The sequence below is a fragment of the Comamonas trifloxystrobinivorans genome (genome assembly GCF_043359985.1).
Taxonomy (GTDB): Bacteria; Pseudomonadota; Gammaproteobacteria; order Burkholderiales; family Burkholderiaceae_C; genus Comamonas; species Comamonas trifloxystrobinivorans.
This window is the reverse complement of the sequence record NZ_JBHZGV010000010.1, coordinates 33,307-49,476: the sequence shown is the minus strand read 5'-3', so window position 1 is coordinate 49,476 and position 16,170 is coordinate 33,307. Positions and strand designations below refer to the sequence as shown.

At 59.7% G+C, this 16,170-nt stretch carries 21 protein-coding genes and 1 tRNA gene; 9 read left to right on the top strand and 13 right to left on the bottom strand.

Features of this window, described 5'->3' with window-relative positions:
- Nucleotides 1–91: 91 nt before the first annotated feature.
- Nucleotides 92–838 (bottom strand): glutamine ABC transporter substrate-binding protein GlnH, encoded by a 747-nt coding sequence (gene glnH / locus ACFIQF_RS13360; RefSeq protein WP_393943522.1) that lies wholly within the window; start codon nucleotides 836–838, stop codon nucleotides 92–94.
- Between the two features lie 449 nt (nucleotides 839–1,287).
- On the opposite strand from glnH, the gene ACFIQF_RS13355 reads away from it, so the two are divergent.
- From ACFIQF_RS13355 to galU, 5 genes are all read left to right on the top strand, one after another.
- On the top strand, nucleotides 1,288–1,851 hold the full coding sequence (locus tag ACFIQF_RS13355) for a cytochrome b (RefSeq protein WP_393943520.1): 564 nt from the start codon (nucleotides 1,288–1,290) through the stop codon (nucleotides 1,849–1,851).
- 52 nt (nucleotides 1,852–1,903) lie between these two features.
- Nucleotides 1,904–2,476 (top strand): YceI family protein, encoded by a 573-nt coding sequence (locus ACFIQF_RS13350; protein ID WP_393943518.1) that lies wholly within the window; start codon nucleotides 1,904–1,906, stop codon nucleotides 2,474–2,476.
- Between the two features lie 89 nt (nucleotides 2,477–2,565).
- Nucleotides 2,566–3,141 carry a YceI family protein gene (locus ACFIQF_RS13345; protein ID WP_393943517.1) on the top strand — a complete coding sequence of 192 codons (576 nt, stop codon included), beginning with the start codon at nucleotides 2,566–2,568 and terminating at the stop codon, nucleotides 3,139–3,141.
- A gap of 239 nt (nucleotides 3,142–3,380) precedes the next feature.
- On the top strand, nucleotides 3,381–6,305 hold the full coding sequence (locus ACFIQF_RS13340; protein ID WP_393943515.1) for a valine--tRNA ligase: 2,925 nt from the start codon (nucleotides 3,381–3,383) through the stop codon (nucleotides 6,303–6,305).
- A gap of 123 nt (nucleotides 6,306–6,428) precedes the next feature.
- Nucleotides 6,429–7,316 (top strand): UTP--glucose-1-phosphate uridylyltransferase GalU, encoded by an 888-nt coding sequence (gene galU / locus ACFIQF_RS13335; RefSeq protein WP_393943513.1) that lies wholly within the window; start codon nucleotides 6,429–6,431, stop codon nucleotides 7,314–7,316.
- Between the two features lie 105 nt (nucleotides 7,317–7,421).
- On the opposite strand, the gene ACFIQF_RS13330 is transcribed toward galU, so the two are convergent.
- The 3 genes from ACFIQF_RS13330 to cysM all read right to left on the bottom strand — a co-directional run bounded on the left by ACFIQF_RS13330 (nucleotide 7,422) and on the right by cysM (nucleotide 9,318).
- Nucleotides 7,422–7,649, bottom strand: coding sequence for a sulfurtransferase TusA family protein (locus ACFIQF_RS13330; protein WP_393943830.1), 228 nt, complete (start codon nucleotides 7,647–7,649; stop codon nucleotides 7,422–7,424).
- A 78-nt stretch (nucleotides 7,650–7,727) separates the two neighbouring features.
- Nucleotides 7,728–8,351, bottom strand: a complete 624-nt coding sequence (locus ACFIQF_RS13325) for an NUDIX domain-containing protein (RefSeq protein WP_393943512.1) — start codon at nucleotides 8,349–8,351, stop codon at nucleotides 7,728–7,730.
- A 55-nt stretch (nucleotides 8,352–8,406) separates the two neighbouring features.
- A complete protein-coding gene (gene cysM, locus ACFIQF_RS13320) occupies nucleotides 8,407–9,318 on the bottom strand; it encodes a cysteine synthase CysM (RefSeq protein WP_393943510.1) in 912 nt (303 codons plus the stop codon).
- Nucleotides 9,319–9,353: 35 nt separating this feature from the next.
- Here cysM and ACFIQF_RS13315 point away from each other — a divergent pair.
- Nucleotides 9,354–9,438, top strand: a tRNA-Leu gene (locus ACFIQF_RS13315).
- Between the two features lie 235 nt (nucleotides 9,439–9,673).
- On the opposite strand, the gene ACFIQF_RS13310 is transcribed toward ACFIQF_RS13315, so the two are convergent.
- Entirely contained in the window at nucleotides 9,674–9,982 is a 309-nt protein-coding gene (locus ACFIQF_RS13310; RefSeq protein ID WP_393943509.1) for a hypothetical protein, read from the bottom strand.
- Between the two features lie 355 nt (nucleotides 9,983–10,337).
- On the opposite strand from ACFIQF_RS13310, the gene ACFIQF_RS13305 reads away from it, so the two are divergent.
- The 3 genes from ACFIQF_RS13305 (at nucleotide 10,338) to ACFIQF_RS13295 (ending at nucleotide 11,355) form a co-directional block, all read left to right on the top strand.
- Nucleotides 10,338–10,643, top strand: coding sequence for a hypothetical protein (locus ACFIQF_RS13305; protein WP_393943508.1), 306 nt, complete (start codon nucleotides 10,338–10,340; stop codon nucleotides 10,641–10,643).
- A gap of 104 nt (nucleotides 10,644–10,747) precedes the next feature.
- Nucleotides 10,748–11,179 carry a hypothetical protein gene (locus tag ACFIQF_RS13300; protein WP_393943506.1) on the top strand — a complete coding sequence of 144 codons (432 nt, stop codon included), beginning with the start codon at nucleotides 10,748–10,750 and terminating at the stop codon, nucleotides 11,177–11,179.
- A complete protein-coding gene (locus ACFIQF_RS13295) occupies nucleotides 11,179–11,355 on the top strand; it encodes a helix-turn-helix domain-containing protein (RefSeq protein ID WP_393943505.1) in 177 nt (58 codons plus the stop codon). Before ACFIQF_RS13300 ends, ACFIQF_RS13295 begins: the two co-directional genes overlap by 1 nt.
- Here the strand turns inward: ACFIQF_RS13295 and ACFIQF_RS13290 are convergent.
- From ACFIQF_RS13290 to ACFIQF_RS13260, 8 genes are read right to left on the bottom strand one after another with little or no spacing between them, the layout of a single operon-like run.
- Entirely contained in the window at nucleotides 11,352–11,867 is a 516-nt protein-coding gene (locus ACFIQF_RS13290; RefSeq protein WP_393943503.1) for a hypothetical protein, read from the bottom strand. The two genes, ACFIQF_RS13295 and ACFIQF_RS13290, sit on opposite strands and share 4 nt — an antisense overlap.
- Complete coding sequence (locus tag ACFIQF_RS13285; protein WP_393943502.1) at nucleotides 11,864–12,331, bottom strand: lysozyme; 468 nt, start codon at nucleotides 12,329–12,331, stop codon at nucleotides 11,864–11,866. Before ACFIQF_RS13285 ends, ACFIQF_RS13290 begins: the two co-directional genes overlap by 4 nt.
- Entirely contained in the window at nucleotides 12,321–12,572 is a 252-nt protein-coding gene (locus ACFIQF_RS13280) for a hypothetical protein (protein WP_393943500.1), read from the bottom strand. The genes ACFIQF_RS13285 and ACFIQF_RS13280 overlap by 11 nt, the downstream gene beginning before the upstream one ends.
- A gap of 30 nt (nucleotides 12,573–12,602) precedes the next feature.
- Nucleotides 12,603–13,310: a hypothetical protein gene (locus tag ACFIQF_RS13275; protein WP_393943498.1), complete on the bottom strand. Its 708-nt coding sequence runs from the start codon at nucleotides 13,308–13,310 to the stop codon at nucleotides 12,603–12,605.
- A 2-nt stretch (nucleotides 13,311–13,312) separates the two neighbouring features.
- Entirely contained in the window at nucleotides 13,313–13,861 is a 549-nt protein-coding gene (locus ACFIQF_RS13270; RefSeq protein WP_393943496.1) for a hypothetical protein, read from the bottom strand.
- A gap of 10 nt (nucleotides 13,862–13,871) precedes the next feature.
- Nucleotides 13,872–14,549, bottom strand: a complete 678-nt coding sequence (locus ACFIQF_RS24645) for a glycine-rich domain-containing protein (RefSeq protein ID WP_489672290.1) — start codon at nucleotides 14,547–14,549, stop codon at nucleotides 13,872–13,874.
- Nucleotides 14,546–15,223: a hypothetical protein gene (locus tag ACFIQF_RS13265; protein WP_393943494.1), complete on the bottom strand. Its 678-nt coding sequence runs from the start codon at nucleotides 15,221–15,223 to the stop codon at nucleotides 14,546–14,548. The genes ACFIQF_RS24645 and ACFIQF_RS13265 overlap by 4 nt, the downstream gene beginning before the upstream one ends.
- A complete protein-coding gene (locus ACFIQF_RS13260) occupies nucleotides 15,204–16,157 on the bottom strand; it encodes a hypothetical protein (RefSeq protein ID WP_393943492.1) in 954 nt (317 codons plus the stop codon). The genes ACFIQF_RS13265 and ACFIQF_RS13260 overlap by 20 nt, the downstream gene beginning before the upstream one ends.
- Nucleotides 16,158–16,170: the final 13 nt, after the last annotated feature.

The following is a 16,170-nucleotide window of genomic DNA, read 5'->3' as shown; positions in this document are numbered from 1 at the left end:
GCCAGCTGATTCAACTTATCCCGGTGTTCCAAAACAAGCCACCAACAAGCAGCGCGCCCGCCCAGCAGGCCGCGCCACGTGGCAAAACCGCTTACTTCTGTGGCGGCTCTACGCCGAACCACTTTTTGTAGATGGCGGTGTAGCGGCCATCGGCCTTCATCTTGGCCAGCGCGCCATTCACCTTGGGCACCAGCTCGCTGCCCTTGGGGAAGCCAATACCGTATTCCTGCGCCATCATCTGTTTGCCCACCACCTTCACCTTGCCCTTGCCGGTGGTGTTGGCGTAGTACAGCACGTTGGGCGTGTCGTGCATGGCGGCATCGACACGGCCGGTCATCAATTCCATATAGGCGTTGTCGATATTGGGGAACAGGCGCAGCTCGGTCTTCTTGAAGTTCTCCTTGGCGTAATCGACGGCCGAGGTGCCGGTCTTCATCGCCATCTGCTTGCCGTCGAGGTCTTCACCGCCGTTGATCTTGCTGTTGGCGGGCACCATGATCATGAAGCCGCTGTCGTAATAGCCGTCGGAGAAGTCGATGACCTTCTTGCGCTCGTCCTTGATGGTGATGCCGGCCAGCGCCACATCGACGTTCTTGGTCTGCAAAGCCGGCAAGATGCCGTTGAAATCCATGGGCTGCAGGCGGTAGTCGAGCTTGAGCTCCTTGGCAATCGCATCCCACAGATCGATGTCAAAACCCACATATTTCTCGCCCTGCTTGAACTCGAACGGCACAAAAGCCGTATCAGTAGCCACCACCAATTGCGCCGCCTGAGCAGCCCCGGCAGCCGCCAGCGAGACCATGCTGATGGCCAGCAGTTTCTTGAACTTGAATGTCATCACTACCCTTTCGTGTGGAAGATCTGGCGCCACGCAGCGGCTTGTGGTCATGGCACTGAACCGCCAGCGGCTCAGCAAAAAGAATTGCAAATTTGCATGCGAAGCGTCAATGCAAATTTATTTGCATTCATGAACTGCAACCAATGGGGTTTTCCCCGAAATGGGGACTGGGGTTTGCCCGGGGCGCGGCGGACACGCTCGTCTGACAGGTATTTGCATGCTGCGCAGGGGCCTTCAGCCACTGGCGGGATGGGCAGATGCCAACTACCCCGCCCTCACTGCCACCAGGTATTTGCAAATAACCATTAATTCTGGAACTTTGTGCGGCGTGCAGCAATCAATTCAATTCTTTTGAATCCCAACATCAATCGGGCTGAACCCAACGCACCCTTGGCACTCCTACACTCGCTTCGCACTTGGTAAAGCGCCAAGCGCGCTACCTCTGATTTATGACAAGCAACAACCCTCCCGCTTCCCGCTACACCGGCACGGCCATCGCCATACACTGGGTGCTGGCCCTGGCGCTCATCGGCATCTTTGCCTTTGGCCTGTACATGACCAGCCTGCCTTTCTCGCCTGCTCGCCTCAAATATTTCAATTGGCACAAATGGGCCGGCATGACGATTCTGATCCTGTCGGTGCTGCGCATCGTCTGGCGCATCACCCACCGCCCACCGGCTTTGCCCGAGGCCGTGACCCGCACCATGCCAGCTTGGCAACACGTGGCCCACCATGGCGTGCACCATCTGATGTATGTGCTGTTCTTCGCCATTCCGCTGCTGGGTTGGGTTTACAGCTCGGCGGCTGGCTTCCCCATCGTGCTGTTCGGCGTGCTGCCGCTGCCTGACCTGGTGGGCAAGAGCCCCGAACTGGCTGCAGCATTGAAACCCTGGCACGGCTATCTGGCCTACGCGCTGGCTGCCTTGGTAGTGCTGCACGTAGCCGCCGTCATCAAACACCAGCTGATCGACCGCGACGGCCTGCTGGCCCGCATGCTGCCCGGACGCGCTTGAACAGCCGTACCGTCGATCTGAACCAACCCCTTGTTTTTGGAGCCTGAACCTCATGACCTCCCTGCTCAAATCCACCCTGCTCGCTGCCACGTTGAGCGCCGCCTTCGCTGCCCCCGCTTTTGCCCAGCAAGCGCTGGTGCCAGCGCAAAGCGCCATCAACTTCGAAGCCAAGCAAATGGGCGTGCCCATCAAGGGCCACTTCCAGAAGTTCGATGCCAAGATCGCCTTCGACGCTGCCAAGCCCGAAACCAGCAAGATCCATTTCAGCGTAGACACCGGCAGCGCCACCATGGGCGCCAAGGAAACTGATGCCGAGTTGCCCAAGGCCGATTGGTTCAACGTCGCCAAGTTCCCGCAAGCCACGTTTGACTCCAGCGCCGTCAAGGCCCTGGGCGGTGGCAAGTTCCAGGTCGATGGCACGCTCACCATCAAGGGCAATGCCCAGAAGGTAAGCCTGCCTGTGACGCTGAGCCAATCTGGCGCCACCACCACGGCCACCGGCACCCTGCCGCTCAAGCGCCTGAGCTTCAAGATCGGCGATGGCGACTGGGCCGACACCTCGATGGTGGCCGACGAAGTGAACGTGCAGTTCAAGCTGGCCCTGACAGGCGTTGGCAAGCTGTAATTGCCAGAGATCCGCGCTGCCCGCACTGGCCCCACCAAGGCTGGCAGTACCCGTTTTAGTTTTTGATTTTGTAGAAAAGGAGTCCCTCCATGCGTACCACCGTTTTCACCCTGGCCGCTGCCGCCCTGTTTGCCACCGCCGCCCACGCTGCGCCAGCGACTTACGCCATCGACCCCACCCACACCTTTGCCACCTTCGAGATCGACCACTTCGGCGCCTCGACCAACCGTGCCCGTTTCGACAAGAAGAGCGGCACCGTGTCCTTTGACAAGGAAGGCAAGACCGGCCAGGTGGAAGTCGAGCTGGAAATCGCTTCGGTCAACACCGGCACGGCCGCCTTCAACAAGCACCTGCAAAGCGCCGAAATCTTTGATGCCGAGAAGTTCCCCACCGCCAAGTTCGTCTCCGACAAGTTTGTCTACGACGGCGACAAGCTCAAGGAAGTGACCGGCCAGCTGACTCTGAAGGGCAAGACCGCCCCGATCACCATCAAGGCCAACAAGTTCAGCTGCTACGAAAGCCCCATGCTGCAAAAGCGCGAAGTCTGCGGCGGCGACTTCGAAGCCACCATCGACCGCACCCAATGGGGCGTGGACTACGGCGTGGCTTACGGCTTCCCCAAGCAAGTACGTCTGGTGCTGCAGATCGAAGCGGTGAAGCAGTAATCCATCCGGTTCGGCCAGGTTGGCCTGGCCAGGTTGGCTCAGCGCCAGCCTGAGAGAAACCCAAAAAAGAGCTGTCAGCGCTTAAATTGCAAGCGCTGGCAGCTCTTTTTTTGGGAGCAAGCGCTCGGCGCGTCGTGTCTGGGCGACGGCGCACATGCCCACGCAGGCCGGTTGCGCTGGCGGGCGGGCTAAAATCTCCGCATCTTTTGCTTTGCTTTCTAACGGCATCCCCACCCGCGATGCCGTTTTCCATTGATAACACCATGAGCGACACCAGCACCCCAACGGTCTCCCAGCCGGGCCTCGACAGCCTGTCCAAGTCTTTTGAGCCCGCTTCCATCGAAGCCCATTGGGGCCCCGAGTGGGAAAAGCGTGCTTATGGCCACGCCGGTTATCGCGGCACGGGCAAGCCCAATGCCGAGTCGGTGGCCGAGCACAAGAACTTTGCCATCCAGCTGCCACCGCCCAACGTGACCGGCACGCTGCACATGGGCCATGCGTTCAACCAGACGATCATGGATTCGCTCACCCGCTACCACCGCATGAAGGGCTACAACACGGCCTGGATCCCGGGTACCGACCACGCCGGCATTGCCACGCAGATCGTGGTGGAGCGCCAGCTGCAAGCCGCTGGCCAAAGCCGTTACGACCTGGGCCGCGAGAGCTTTGTCTCCAAGGTCTGGGAGTGGAAGGAACAATCGGGCAACACCATCACCACGCAGATGCGGCGCATGGGCGATACCGTGGACTGGAGCCGCGAGTATTTCACCATGGACGACAAGCTGTCCAAGGTGGTGACCGAAACTTTCGTCAAGCTCTACCAGCAAGGCCTGATCTACCGCGGCAAGCGCCTGGTGAACTGGGACCCGGTGCTGCAATCGGCCGTGTCGGATCTGGAAGTCGAGAACCAAGAGAAAGACGGCAGCCTGTGGCACATTGCCTACCCGCTGACCAGCGGCGAAGGCAATCTGGTGGTGGCAACGACCCGGCCTGAGACCATGCTGGGCGACGTGGCCGTGATGGTCCACCCCGAAGACGAGCGTTACAAGCACCTGATCGGCCAGACCGTGACCTTGCCTTTGGTGGGCCGCGAGATCCCGATCATTGCCGACGAGTATGTAGACAAGGAATTCGGCACCGGCGTGGTGAAGGTCACGCCTGCGCACGACCAGAACGACTACCAGGTCGGTATCCGTCACAGCCTGCCGATGATCACGGTGCTGGACCTCACCGCCAAGATCAACGACGAAGCGCCCGAGAAATACCGTGGCATGGACCGTTTTGTGGCCCGCAAGGCCATCGTGGCCGATCTGGAAGCGCTGGGCCTGATGGTCGAGATCAAAAAGCACAAGCTGATGGTGCCGATCTGTGACCGCACCGGCCAGGTGATCGAGCCCATGCTGACCGACCAGTGGTTCATCGCCATGAGCAAGGTGAGCGAGCAAGACCCCACGGGCAAATCCATCGCGCAAAAGGCGATTGACGCCGTGGCCTCGGGCCAGGTGCAGTTTGTGCCCGAGAACTGGGTCAACACCTACAACCAGTGGATGAACAACATCCAGGACTGGTGCATCTCGCGCCAGCTGTGGTGGGGCCACCAGATTCCCGCCTGGTACGACGAAGAAGGCAATATCTACGTTGCCAAGAACGAAGCCGAGGCGCAGGCCCAGGCTCCCGGCAAGAAGCTGCGCCGCGACGAAGACGTGCTGGACACCTGGTACTCGTCGGCCATGGTGCCTTTCAGCACCATGGGCTGGCCCAACCAGACCGATGCGGCCGATGACGATTACAACCTCTACCTGCCCTCGTCGGTGCTGGTGACGGGTTACGACATCATCTTCTTCTGGGTGGCGCGCATGATCATGATGACCACGCACTTCACCGGTCGCGTGCCGTTCAAGCATGTCTACATCCACGGCCTGGTGCGCGATGCGCAGGGCAAGAAAATGTCCAAATCCGAAGGCAATGTGCTCGATCCGGTCGACCTGATCGACGGTATTGCACTGGAACCGCTGCTGGACAAGCGCACCGTCGGCCTGCGCAAGCCCGAAACCGCACCGCAAGTGCGCAAGAACACGCAAAAAGAGTTCCCCGAAGGCATTCCCGCCTACGGTGCTGATGCGCTGCGCTTCACCTTTGCCGCACTGGCCTCGCTCGGCCGCTCGATCAACTTCGACTCCAAGCGCTGCGAGGGCTACCGCAACTTCTGCAACAAGCTGTGGAACGCTTCGCGCTTTGTGCTGATGAACTGCGAAGGCTACGACTGCGGCCTGAAGGAACACACCGCCGCCGAATGCGCTGGTGGCTACATGAGCTTCAGCCAGCCCGATCGCTGGATCGTCTCGCAGCTGCAAAAGGTAGAGGCCGAAGTGGCCAAGGGCTTTGAAGAGTTCCGCCTGGACAACGTGGCCAATACCATCTACGACTTCGTCTGGAACGAGTTCTGCGACTGGTATCTGGAAATCGCCAAGGTGCAGATCCAGACCGGCAACGAAGCCGAGCAACGCGGCACCCGCCGCACGCTGATCCGCGTGCTCGAAGCGATTCTGCGCCTGGCCCACCCGATCATCCCGTTCGTCACCGAAGAACTGTGGCAACAAGTGGCTCCCGTGGCCGGCCTGAAGGGCGACTCCATCGCTGTGGCCCGCTACCCCGAAGCCCAGCCCGAGAAGATCGACGAAGCCTCCATTGCCTACGTGGCCCGCATCAAGCAGATGGTGGACGCCTGCCGTGCACTGCGTGGTGAAATGGGTGTCTCGCCCGCCCAGCGCGTGCCGCTGCTGGCCATTGACGGCACGGCCGAAGGCCTGCAGTTCCTGCGCGACAACGCAGCAGTGCTGAAGAATCTGGCCAAACTCAGCGACGTGAAGATTTTCGAAGACGCCGACATCTGGGCCGCCGAAGCCCAGAACGCACCCGTCTCGGTGGTGGGCGATGCCCGCCTGGCGCTGTTCGTCGAGATCGACGTGGCCGCTGAAAAGCTCCGACTGGGCAAGGAAATCACGCGCCTGGAAGGCGAGATTGCCGGCTCGCAGAAAAAGCTGGGCAACGAAGCCTTTGTGGCCAAGGCTCCCGCTGCCGTGCTGGAGCAAGAGCGTACCCGCGTCGCAGAAAAGAGCGCCACGCTGGCCAAGCTGCAAGAGCAACTGCAGCGCCTGGGCTGATCGCCAGCCCGCAGCGCGCTACAGCGGCCAGTAATTGGCCGCATAATGCGCGCTGAACAAACAAAAAAGGCGCAACGATTGCGCCAGCTGCGGCCTTGGCTTGCAGCCACAAACAGAGCATTTATGACCACACCGATCCGTGTTCGCAAAGCCGTTTTTCCGGTTGCCGGCCTAGGCACCCGTTTTCTGCCCGCTACCAAGGCATCTCCCAAAGAAATGCTGCCCGTGGTGGACAAGCCGCTGATTCAGTACGCCGTGGAAGAAGCCTACGAGGCCGGCATCCGCGACATGATCTTTGTCACCGGTCGCAGCAAGCGCGCCATTGAAGACCATTTCGACACCGCGTATGAGCTCGAAAACGAGCTGGAGCGCGCGGGCAAGCACGCCATGTTGGAGCTGGTGCGCAGCGTCAGCCCCGACGACATGAACTGCCTGTTTGTGCGCCAGCCGCGCTCGCTCGGTCTGGGCCACGCCGTACTCTGTGCCGAACCGCTGGTAGGCAACGAACCGTTCGCCGTGCTGCTGGCGGACGACCTGATGACCGGCCCCGCCGGCGGCAAAGGCGTGATGGCGCAAATGACCGACGCCTTTTTAAAGCAAGGCCGCTCGTTGCTGGCTGTGCAAGAAGTGCCGCAAGAGCATACGCGCCGCTACGGCATCGTCAAAGGCGAGCCGGCTGGCGGCCCGCTGATGCGCATTGACCAAATCGTGGAAAAGCCCGCGCCGGAAGTGGCGCCCTCGCGAATGGGTGTGGCCGGCCGCTATGTGCTCACGCCGCGTATCTTCGACGAAATCCGCAACCAGCCACAAGGCGTGGGCGGCGAAATCCAGTTGACTGACGCCATCGAGCGCCTGCTGCAGCACGAAACCGTATACGCCTACCAGTACAGCGGCAAGCGCTACGACTGCGGCAGCAAAGAAGGTTTTTTGCAAGCCACGGTAGAGCTGGCGCTGCAGCACCCCGATGTGGGCGACGACTTCCGCAGCTACCTCAAAGCGCTGCAGCTGTAAAAGACCAGCCAGTTGGCGGCTTGCGCCCCTGAGCAAGCACTGAAAAGCACAAGGCCTGCATCACTGCAGGCCTTGTTTTTTGCCTCCGCATTCCGCAGTGCCCGTTCAGCGCCTGCGCAGAATATGAATGAACTCGTCGCCCAGCGTCTGCTGCTCCACCAGTTCATTGCCGGTTTGTTTGGCAAAGGCCTGGAAATCGCGGATCGAGCCGGTATCGGTGGCCACCACCTTCAACAGCTGGCCGCTTTGCATGCCGGCCAAGGCCTTCTTGGCCTTGAGAATGGGCAGCGGGCAGTTCAGCCCGCGGGTATCTACTTCTTGATCAACTTGCATCATCTATCTCGGTGCGGCGCCGCCTGCGCCGCTTCTGCAGGCATTGTAAAACCGCGCTGAAACCGCGCCCAAACTGCACTATTCCAGGCTTGGCGCCACCACAAAGCGCGGGTCTTCGTCCCACAGGCGCACCGGCCACTTGTTCGGATCGGGCTCGGGGTTCTGGCCGGGGCGGAAAGCGCCAAAGCGCACCGGCTCGCCCTTGCTCTTGATCCACTCGGCCAGCGCATAACCCGTGCCGGCTGGCCAGCACTGGGCTTCTTGCGCAGTCTTCCACTGGTACTCCACCAGCTCGGGCGAAAGGCGCACATCACCCGGCGCGCCATCCACGCGCACGTGGTAGGCAATCAGCACCTGGTTCATGCGCAAAAACTCCCAGCAACCCAGCAAGCGCATCGCCTTGGCACGCAAGCTGGTTTCTTCGAGCACCTCGCGGGCAATGCCGGCCTCGGGCGATTCGCCGGCCTCCATAAAGCCGGTGATCAGGCCAAACACGCCCTCTTGCCACAGCGCATTGCGCGCCACCAGCACCTGGCCGGCGTCGTTCTCAATCACGGCGGCCAACACCGGCGTGGGGTTGCCCCAATGGGTCCAGCCACAAACGGGGCAGCGCAGGCGGTTCACATCGCCGCTGTCCTCGGCCATCACCATCCACTGCAGCGGGCTCGCGCAGTTCACGCAGAATTTGGTCTCGTATTGCATAACGCTTTCAAAAAGGGTAGCAGCTGGCGCTTGGTTGGTGGTCTTCTCTACCTTGTCAGGCCGGGAAAACGCCAGTCGACAAATAGCGGTCGCCGCGGTCGCAGACGACGAACACAATCGTAGCGTCGCGCTCACGGCGCGCAATTTCCTGCGCGACATGGCAGGCACCAGCGGCCGAAATACCGGCAAAAATACCTTCCTCGCGGGCCATGCGGCGCGCCATGTCTTCGGCGTCGTCTTGCGTCACGTAAACCAGCTCGTCTACCAGGCTGGCGTCATAAATGGCAGGCAGGTACTCCTCAGGCCACTTGCGGATGCCGGGGATGCGCGAGCCTTCAGTAGGCTGCGCGCCAATGATGCGGATCGCCGGGTTCTTCTCTTTCAGGTACTTGGCCACGCCGGTGATGGTGCCCGTGGTGCCCATGGCGCTGACAAAGTGCGTCACCTTGCCACCGGTCTGCTGCCAGATCTCGGGGCCCGTCGTTTCGTAGTGGGCGCGGGGGTTGTCGGGGTTGGCAAACTGGTCCAGCACCTTGCCCTTGCCGTCGGCCACCATCTTGTCGGCCAGATCGCGGGCGTATTCCATGCCGCCGCTCTTGGGCGTCAGAATCAGCTCGGCGCCATAGGCCTTCATGGTCTGGGCGCGCTCGATCGACAGGTCCTCGGGCATGATCAGCACCATGCGGTAACCCTTGATGGCCGCCGCCATAGCCAGCGCAATACCGGTATTGCCTGAGGTGGCCTCGATCAGCGTATCGCCCGGCTTGATCTCGCCGCGCTCCTGCGCGCGCTGGATCATCGACACCGCAGGCCGGTCTTTCACCGAGCCTGCCGGGTTGTTGCCCTCCAACTTGCCCAGCACCACATTGCCGTTGGCCTGGTTGGCATCCGCCCCAATGCGCTGCAAAGCCACCAGCGGGGTGTTGCCGATCGCGTCTTCAATCGTTGGATATTTTTTTTCGCTCATTATTTGTGTCATAATTTCGGTCTGCGAGATACACAGCCCGGGTGGTGAAATTGGTAGACGCAGGGGACTCAAAATCCCCCGCCGCAAGGCGTGCCGGTTCGATTCCGGCCCCGGGCACCAACCTGAAAGCCGTTAAGTTTAAACAACTTAGCGGCTTTTTCTTTTTTCTGGCTGGCTGTATGCATGGCGGACGTTCGGGGTTAAATCTAAAGGCGTTCGTACAAAAACTATAGCAACCTACATTCTACCGAGGGGCAAAGCCCTTGGTGGCCTTGCTGCCGACAGTCCACACGCCCCCCCCCTGCGGTGGCTTTTCATGGAAATGCGCCACACCTGATGGCGCAATTTGGCGCAATTACCCGATCTGCCGGATCAGCCAGAGCTGCACATGCTCAAAAATCCCGTCGCCGTAGGCTTCAATCTCATAGCCCCGCCAGATCATTCCCCGCTCTGTAATTTCCAATAGCACTGGCTCTATCAGCATCCCAGCATTCGTCGGCACAGTGTGCGACCCAGTCTCCATCAGATCGAACACCTTGCGTATCCGCATCGGGTTGCTGTCGTTGCGGTAGTCGTACGACAGCCGTCCACGCACGGGCGGGGCAAGCTCGCTGAGCTTGAGTCTTTTGCCCCGTTTTCGCAGTAGTGTGACTTCGCAAAACATTGTATAAATATACAGTGTTTTGGAGATTCACATGATTGCATCAAGATATTGGCAGTGGCATATCAAAGCGGGTGACAGCTGGATCAAGACGCTTGAGCATGAGCGAGCTGATGCAGTCAAGCCCGAACACCCGGAAGCAATGCCAGTCCTCGGGTCAATGCTGTGGCACAAAGTGCCCTCACCCGATCTACGTCAACTCTACGACAGCCTGGGGCCGGATGTGCCTTTTTAGCGAATTAGGGTTTGTGCTTAGAAAATAATGCTTGCCATAGTCTCAATATGAGACTAAATTACATACATGGACAGCAAACGAACTGACCACCCGCACCGCAGGGCATAGTGGTAGGAGATAGGCATGTACACGGCGAAGCAAAACTTTAAAGTAACTTACAGTGCAGCGCGCAAGGCAGTTGCCGGCCAGCAAGTGCGTGTAGCTCGCGTCTGGGCTGATGGCCGCTGCTACTTCGACATCACCAGCAACCTGGACTTTCGCTCCGTCCCAGGCACTATCAATGCCCTGCAAGATGTGCTGCAAGTGATCGGAGCAAAGCATGCCCCCTCGGCGCAAGCAGATCTGAGCACTCGCCTGGCCAAGTACAAAAGCACAAAGCAATGGATTGACGGCACCTCTGAGGCAGACGACGATTACATTGATGATTGACTGCCGATTGAAAACCCCATGGTGTCGTTGCTTGCACTCGATAACAGAGGCTATCGGGCGCTGCGTCGCATTTTGCCAACCCCTGACAAAGAGATTGCCTGGATATGAAAGCAGGTTTCCTGATTTACGTTGTGCTCAACGACAGAGCGTCTGAGCGCGTCACACGCGACGATTGCGATGCCGTAGAGCAAGCGGGAATCATTGATCGGACTCTGTTGCCAGTGCTCACGACCGGCCATGGCTGGGCCGACAGTCGCAAGAGCGGCTATACAGTCAAGGGCGAGATTCACCGCAGCGCTGCTAGCTTTCAGCTGCTTGATGAGGGTGTCCCCATTGCCACCCTTGCTGTCGCACTTAACAGCAAGTCAAGCCCAAAAATATGGGAATGGGTTTGCCGTGGGGATGCATTGACTGAGCCCCCTCAGTCGCCGTGGGCGGCCTTGCGCTACGACATTGCTGAATCTGCGCTGCCGCCGTGGCTTGACTGGTGGGCCAAGCATGTAGGTTTCGCACTGATGACCCGGGAGGGCTGGTGATGACTGGTGCGCAGCTCAAAACCTGGCAAACCCGCCACGGCTACACATACGACAGTGCCGCCCAGGCCCTGGGCATGAGTCGAGCCACTTACGCCCGCTACCTGTCCAGCGCTGACACCCTGCCGCGCTGGCTGGCCCTCGCCTGCGCTGCAATCGACGCCGGGATCACTCTTTAATCTTTAGCCCTTGCTGCGTCGTATTGGGCATAGCAAGCCCCAAGGGCGACTCTGATTTTGTCGGCTCGCTCGGCTTCAAGAACATCCGCGCTTCCAAGCGGTCTAAGAAGCTCGGCTCCGTCACTTCTAATGGTAGCTTGTCCAGCGCAGGCAGTTTTGGCGCTGGCGGACACAAGGCGGGCAGTGGCTGCGGCGGCTTCTGCGTTGCGCACGCGGACAGCAAGAGAGTCAGCGCGACGGCTGACAGCGTTGATTTGTTCATTGGCTTTCGCCCTTTCATCATCTGCCACGGCCTGCAAATGTTGCTCTGCCTGGCGGTTATTTTTGGCTGCGAGAGCTAGTTGCTCTTGGGTCTTTAGGCGCTCTTTGTCGTAGTCCGCGTTGATCTTGGCGATCTGGGCGACTTTGCGTTCAAGCTGCGAATCGACTTTCCACCCCTTCACCGTCCAGCCACCCCCAAAAGAAAAAGCGGCCACAAGGGCCGCTAGCAGTAGTTGAATTTGCAGGGTCATAGTCCAGCCTCACATAGTTTTCGCTCTGCTGCACGCCGATTGGCAAGCCCCTGATAGAACTTGCCGCCCGCATATGTCCAGCGGGATAACTCAGCACAGGCTCCGCGCATATCGCCAGCGTTGGCCTTCTTGACCAACGTCGAGCTGCAGAAAGCGCCATTCCCCACATTGAATGCAAAGCTCAGGAATGCGGCTTTCTGCCCATCAGTCATGGGACGCTTGACGCAATCAAGGGCCGCTGCGTGCTTGAGCAGATCGGCTTCCAGCTGAGCCAAACACTGCTCATCGGTGAATGTCTGGCCCATGCGAAGCTCTGGGCCTGTGTGGCCGTAGCAACTCGTCAGGACGCCGATAGGGTCTTCATACGTGCGGTTTACCTTGCCCTCGTAGTACGTCACTACGGGCAATGTCAGGGCCAAAGCACCAGCGCCTATCTTGGTGACCAGTCGCGCCCTAGCGCTCATCACAAGCCCCATACTTACAGAACCACTTACCCCAGCGCCAACGGCACAACCAGCGGCAAAGCTTCTGCCCCAACTGCGTCTCTTCCCGCATCCACTTGCGCGCGTAGTAGCCGATCTGCACTAGCAGCAACAGGACTGTCAGCACCATGATGACCCATTGCCCAGTCAGCATGAACGCCGCCTGACCCGGCACCTGCCCTGCAACACCCATCAAAATATCGCGCGTTTCAGTTGAATTCATTTGCGCCCCTCAGAAATAAGAAAACCCGCGTTAAGCGGGCTTGCTGTCGTCTATCTTGGCAGGACACCACGGCGTCCAGATCAGCATGGCGCGGGGCTTGAATGCGTCCACCACGTTGTTGATTTTGTAGCCCACGTTGCGCCGGCAGCCCAGCTTGCCGATAACGCGCTTGCGCTCTATCAGCTGCCAGGCATCGCCCATGCGCCACACTTCAATTCTGCGTTTGCCGTCGTCAAAATCCCAGCGCTCTACATCGGGCGATGCCTCGGGGCCAGCTAGCAAAAATGCGCGGCTTGCGCGGTTGCGCAGGCCCAGCCACCACCAACGCACGAAGTTGTCGCGCACATGCTTTTTGCCACCGCATTTTTCGTATAGCTTCCACAGCCAGGCGTAGCCCCAGTACACCAGCTCGGCAGCAGGCAGCGTGTCTACCTGCTGGGTTTGTGCGTTGTACTGCAAGTAGGTATCGCCCAACGGCGCAGGCTGGCGGCCCGAAAGCAGCCAGCCGCTGCGGTCGCCATTGATGCTGTCATCGTTGCCGTAGATGTCGTGCTTGCGCGTGAGTGCTTCGGCACCCCACGGCAGGCCCCACAGCAGCGGGATGGTGGCAAATGGCGCCCGCCACTTGTACTTAGACAAACCGCTTGCAGCTTGCTTGGCCGCAGCGAAAGACGCCAAGGCCTGCGGCTGTAGCGCCGCTGGCACCTGGGCTTTGTTCATGAGCGATTGCAAATCCATGTTTACTCCACAGCTGTGATGACTACGCCCGCAAACTGCATATGCATATCGGGCGGCAGGTTGCTGTTAATCAGCTCTTGCGTTGCTTCCCAGCGTTTGCTGTCTGACATGACCGCAGAGAAGACCGCCGCGCCGTCTGCAAAGCGCACATCCAGATGCCGCAGCAAGCCGTCTGTGCTGCGCAGGGGCATAGCGAACTCGGCCGCAAAGCCAGGGATGCGTTGTCCAGCCATTTGCAGCTCAGCAGCGATGGTGACGGTCGCACCAACAGGCAGTTTCATGGCGCGGAAGTCGGGCGCAATCACGGAGCGCGCGGCGTTGGCCTCGTCCACGGTAATGCCGGTGATGACGACGACGGGCAGCGCCTGGGGCTCAGGCGCGTCCACGGCAGGCGGCACAAAGCCCTGCGCAGCGCTCCAGCCCCAGCCGATGCCCGCACCTTCGGGCAGCAGCACAACAGCATCCCAATCTGCCGCGATGGTTTCTGCAAATGCGGCGTCTGCGACGATGACGTTTTCGACGACAGCGTTTTTGATAAGTGCGTATTCCATAGCTGCCCCCTTACTCGTACCACCAGATGCGGACAAAGCCGCTGCCGCCTGCGGCGCCTGCTTTACTGGGGTCAAAGCTCGCGGAGCCATCGGTATAGCCACCGCCACCACCGCCGCCAGTGTTGGCAGCTCCAGCAGTTGGCAGAGAGGTTGTACCACCAGTCCCGCCACCAGATGCCCCTGGCGCCCCTGGGCTAGTGGAAGCTCCCCCACCACCGCCACCGCCGCCAAAACTGTCAACGCCAGACTGCCCTGCTGAGGGAGGCATGCTGCCAGACGGGCCGGCATATCCAGTGCCACCGGCTCCAGTCCGCGAAGCTCCACCAGGGCCACGGCCACCGCCACTGCCGCCAATGGCAACAATGCCACCGACAGAAGAATTCCCGCCATTGGTGCCGGAACTGCCAGATGTTGCACCACCAGCGCCGCCCCCACCGACGACAACGCTGGCTGCGGCAGTCAAGGTTAAAAATACTTTTTTAACCCCGCCCCCGCCGCCGCCCCCGCCTGCTGAGCTGGAATTAAAGCCACCGCTGCCGCCGCCGCCACCACCGGCAACAATCAGCGCCTGGCACTGTCCTCCATTCGCAATCAGCTTTGCGCTCGGCGTAAACGTTCCGCTGGCCGCGAATTCCTGATAGCGCAGCTTGCCGCCGCAACCACCGCCAAAAGCTTCTGAATAGTTCATTGCGCGATCAATCCCAAAGTGTTGTCTTCAAACTGCCAGTTGTCGTTGACGCGTGGCACATCGATATCGATCAAGCCTAACGCGTTACCCATCACCGGGGTAGCGCCAAAGTTGATCTTTTGCCCATTGACGGGCGCGACGAGCTGGTAGCCGATGCGGTCGCCTTTGTTCCAGGCCGCAGGCAGCGTGAGCGTGACGCCGGGGCCGGCAATGAGGTACTTGACGCCCGCGATGCCCAACGTGTTGGCCGTGATCTTTTGCGTGACCAACTGCCCGCTGTCTAGCGATGTCCAGGCTGTTGACACCCCTGGAACATCATCAGCCACGTTTGCAAGATTGCGCGTCAGCAGCCAGAAACGGCCCGCGTGCTTGACGGATGCAGGCATGGGCAGCGCGCCGGCCAGGTCTGCGTAGTTGCCTTTGAAGTTGGCCGCTCCCAGCACGATGTCCTGTACCTGGGCCGCATCGGTTGCTGCATCTACGGCGCGCTGGGCTTGCTGCTGCGATACCTCAGCGTTGTTTTCGATGACCGCAGCCGCGGTGGTCATCTCATCAATCATCACCGGGTATGCTTGCGTCGTTTTCAACGCAGCTTCACCATAAGAGCCGTCATCCATTTCTGGTGTTGGATACGGCGGCAATGGGGTAAATCCGTCAAAGTGCTGCACTGTCATATTGCAGAACTCCTTTCACATAGACGCTGAGCGTCGTCAGTTCAGTAATTTCTCGGGTGAAGTCCGTGGATACCAGGCCCACTGTCGATAGCAATCGATCACGGTCACGAGCGCTGGCATAGACTGCAACAGGCTTGTTCATCAGCCGTCTGACAACATCAAACAACCGGTTACCCTCACTTGCATCCACCATCACAGGCAGAGTCAGATTCACGGCAGCGCCACGCGGCTCCAAGTCGAAAGTGCCGTCTCCGTAGTCCTTGCGGCCAGCGAAGTTCTCAATCTCAGCCTTGACCCCGTAGAGCGTGCCGGATTGGATTCCCCGCTTGGCAATGCCGAAGTTGATCCAGTCGCCGATGCTCAGCCACCCGATGCCCACCTCTTCATCTGCTGCGCCCGTTACAGTGATGTGGATCACTGCGTTAGGGTTGAGCGGCAGTTTGTCTAGGCGGTATTTCGTGATCTGCAGCTTTCGGCCAAACCAGTAGCTCTTCCAGCCTGCAGGTCGCACCCGTAGCGGCACTGAGACAGGCGGCCTAAGATTCGGACCATCAACGCCATCGGTAATCAGTATTTCCAGGCGCAAGCCCTTCAAGTTATCAAGCGCTAGGCCATTAAAAAAGCCGGGCTTGAGAACTTGATCAACCCGGCCTTTTCTGCCTACCTGCGCTGTACTGGGGTACTTGTCAAAGGAGGCCCATTTGTTGGATGGGCGCATCTTTTGCCAGTTGTTGTCGTCCTTGTCGGGCGAAATGGTCAGATCGGGTGGCACATGTGCGCATTTCCATACGTACTTGTTATGCACCCTCTCATCCTTCTCGGCCACCACTTGACCAGATACCCACGCTTTTTCACCCGCATCCACATCCACGTCCGGGATAGACCCGGCCATGAACATGGAATCGGTGATGGTGATGGGCGATAAAACGAGCATAGTTCGCCCTCCT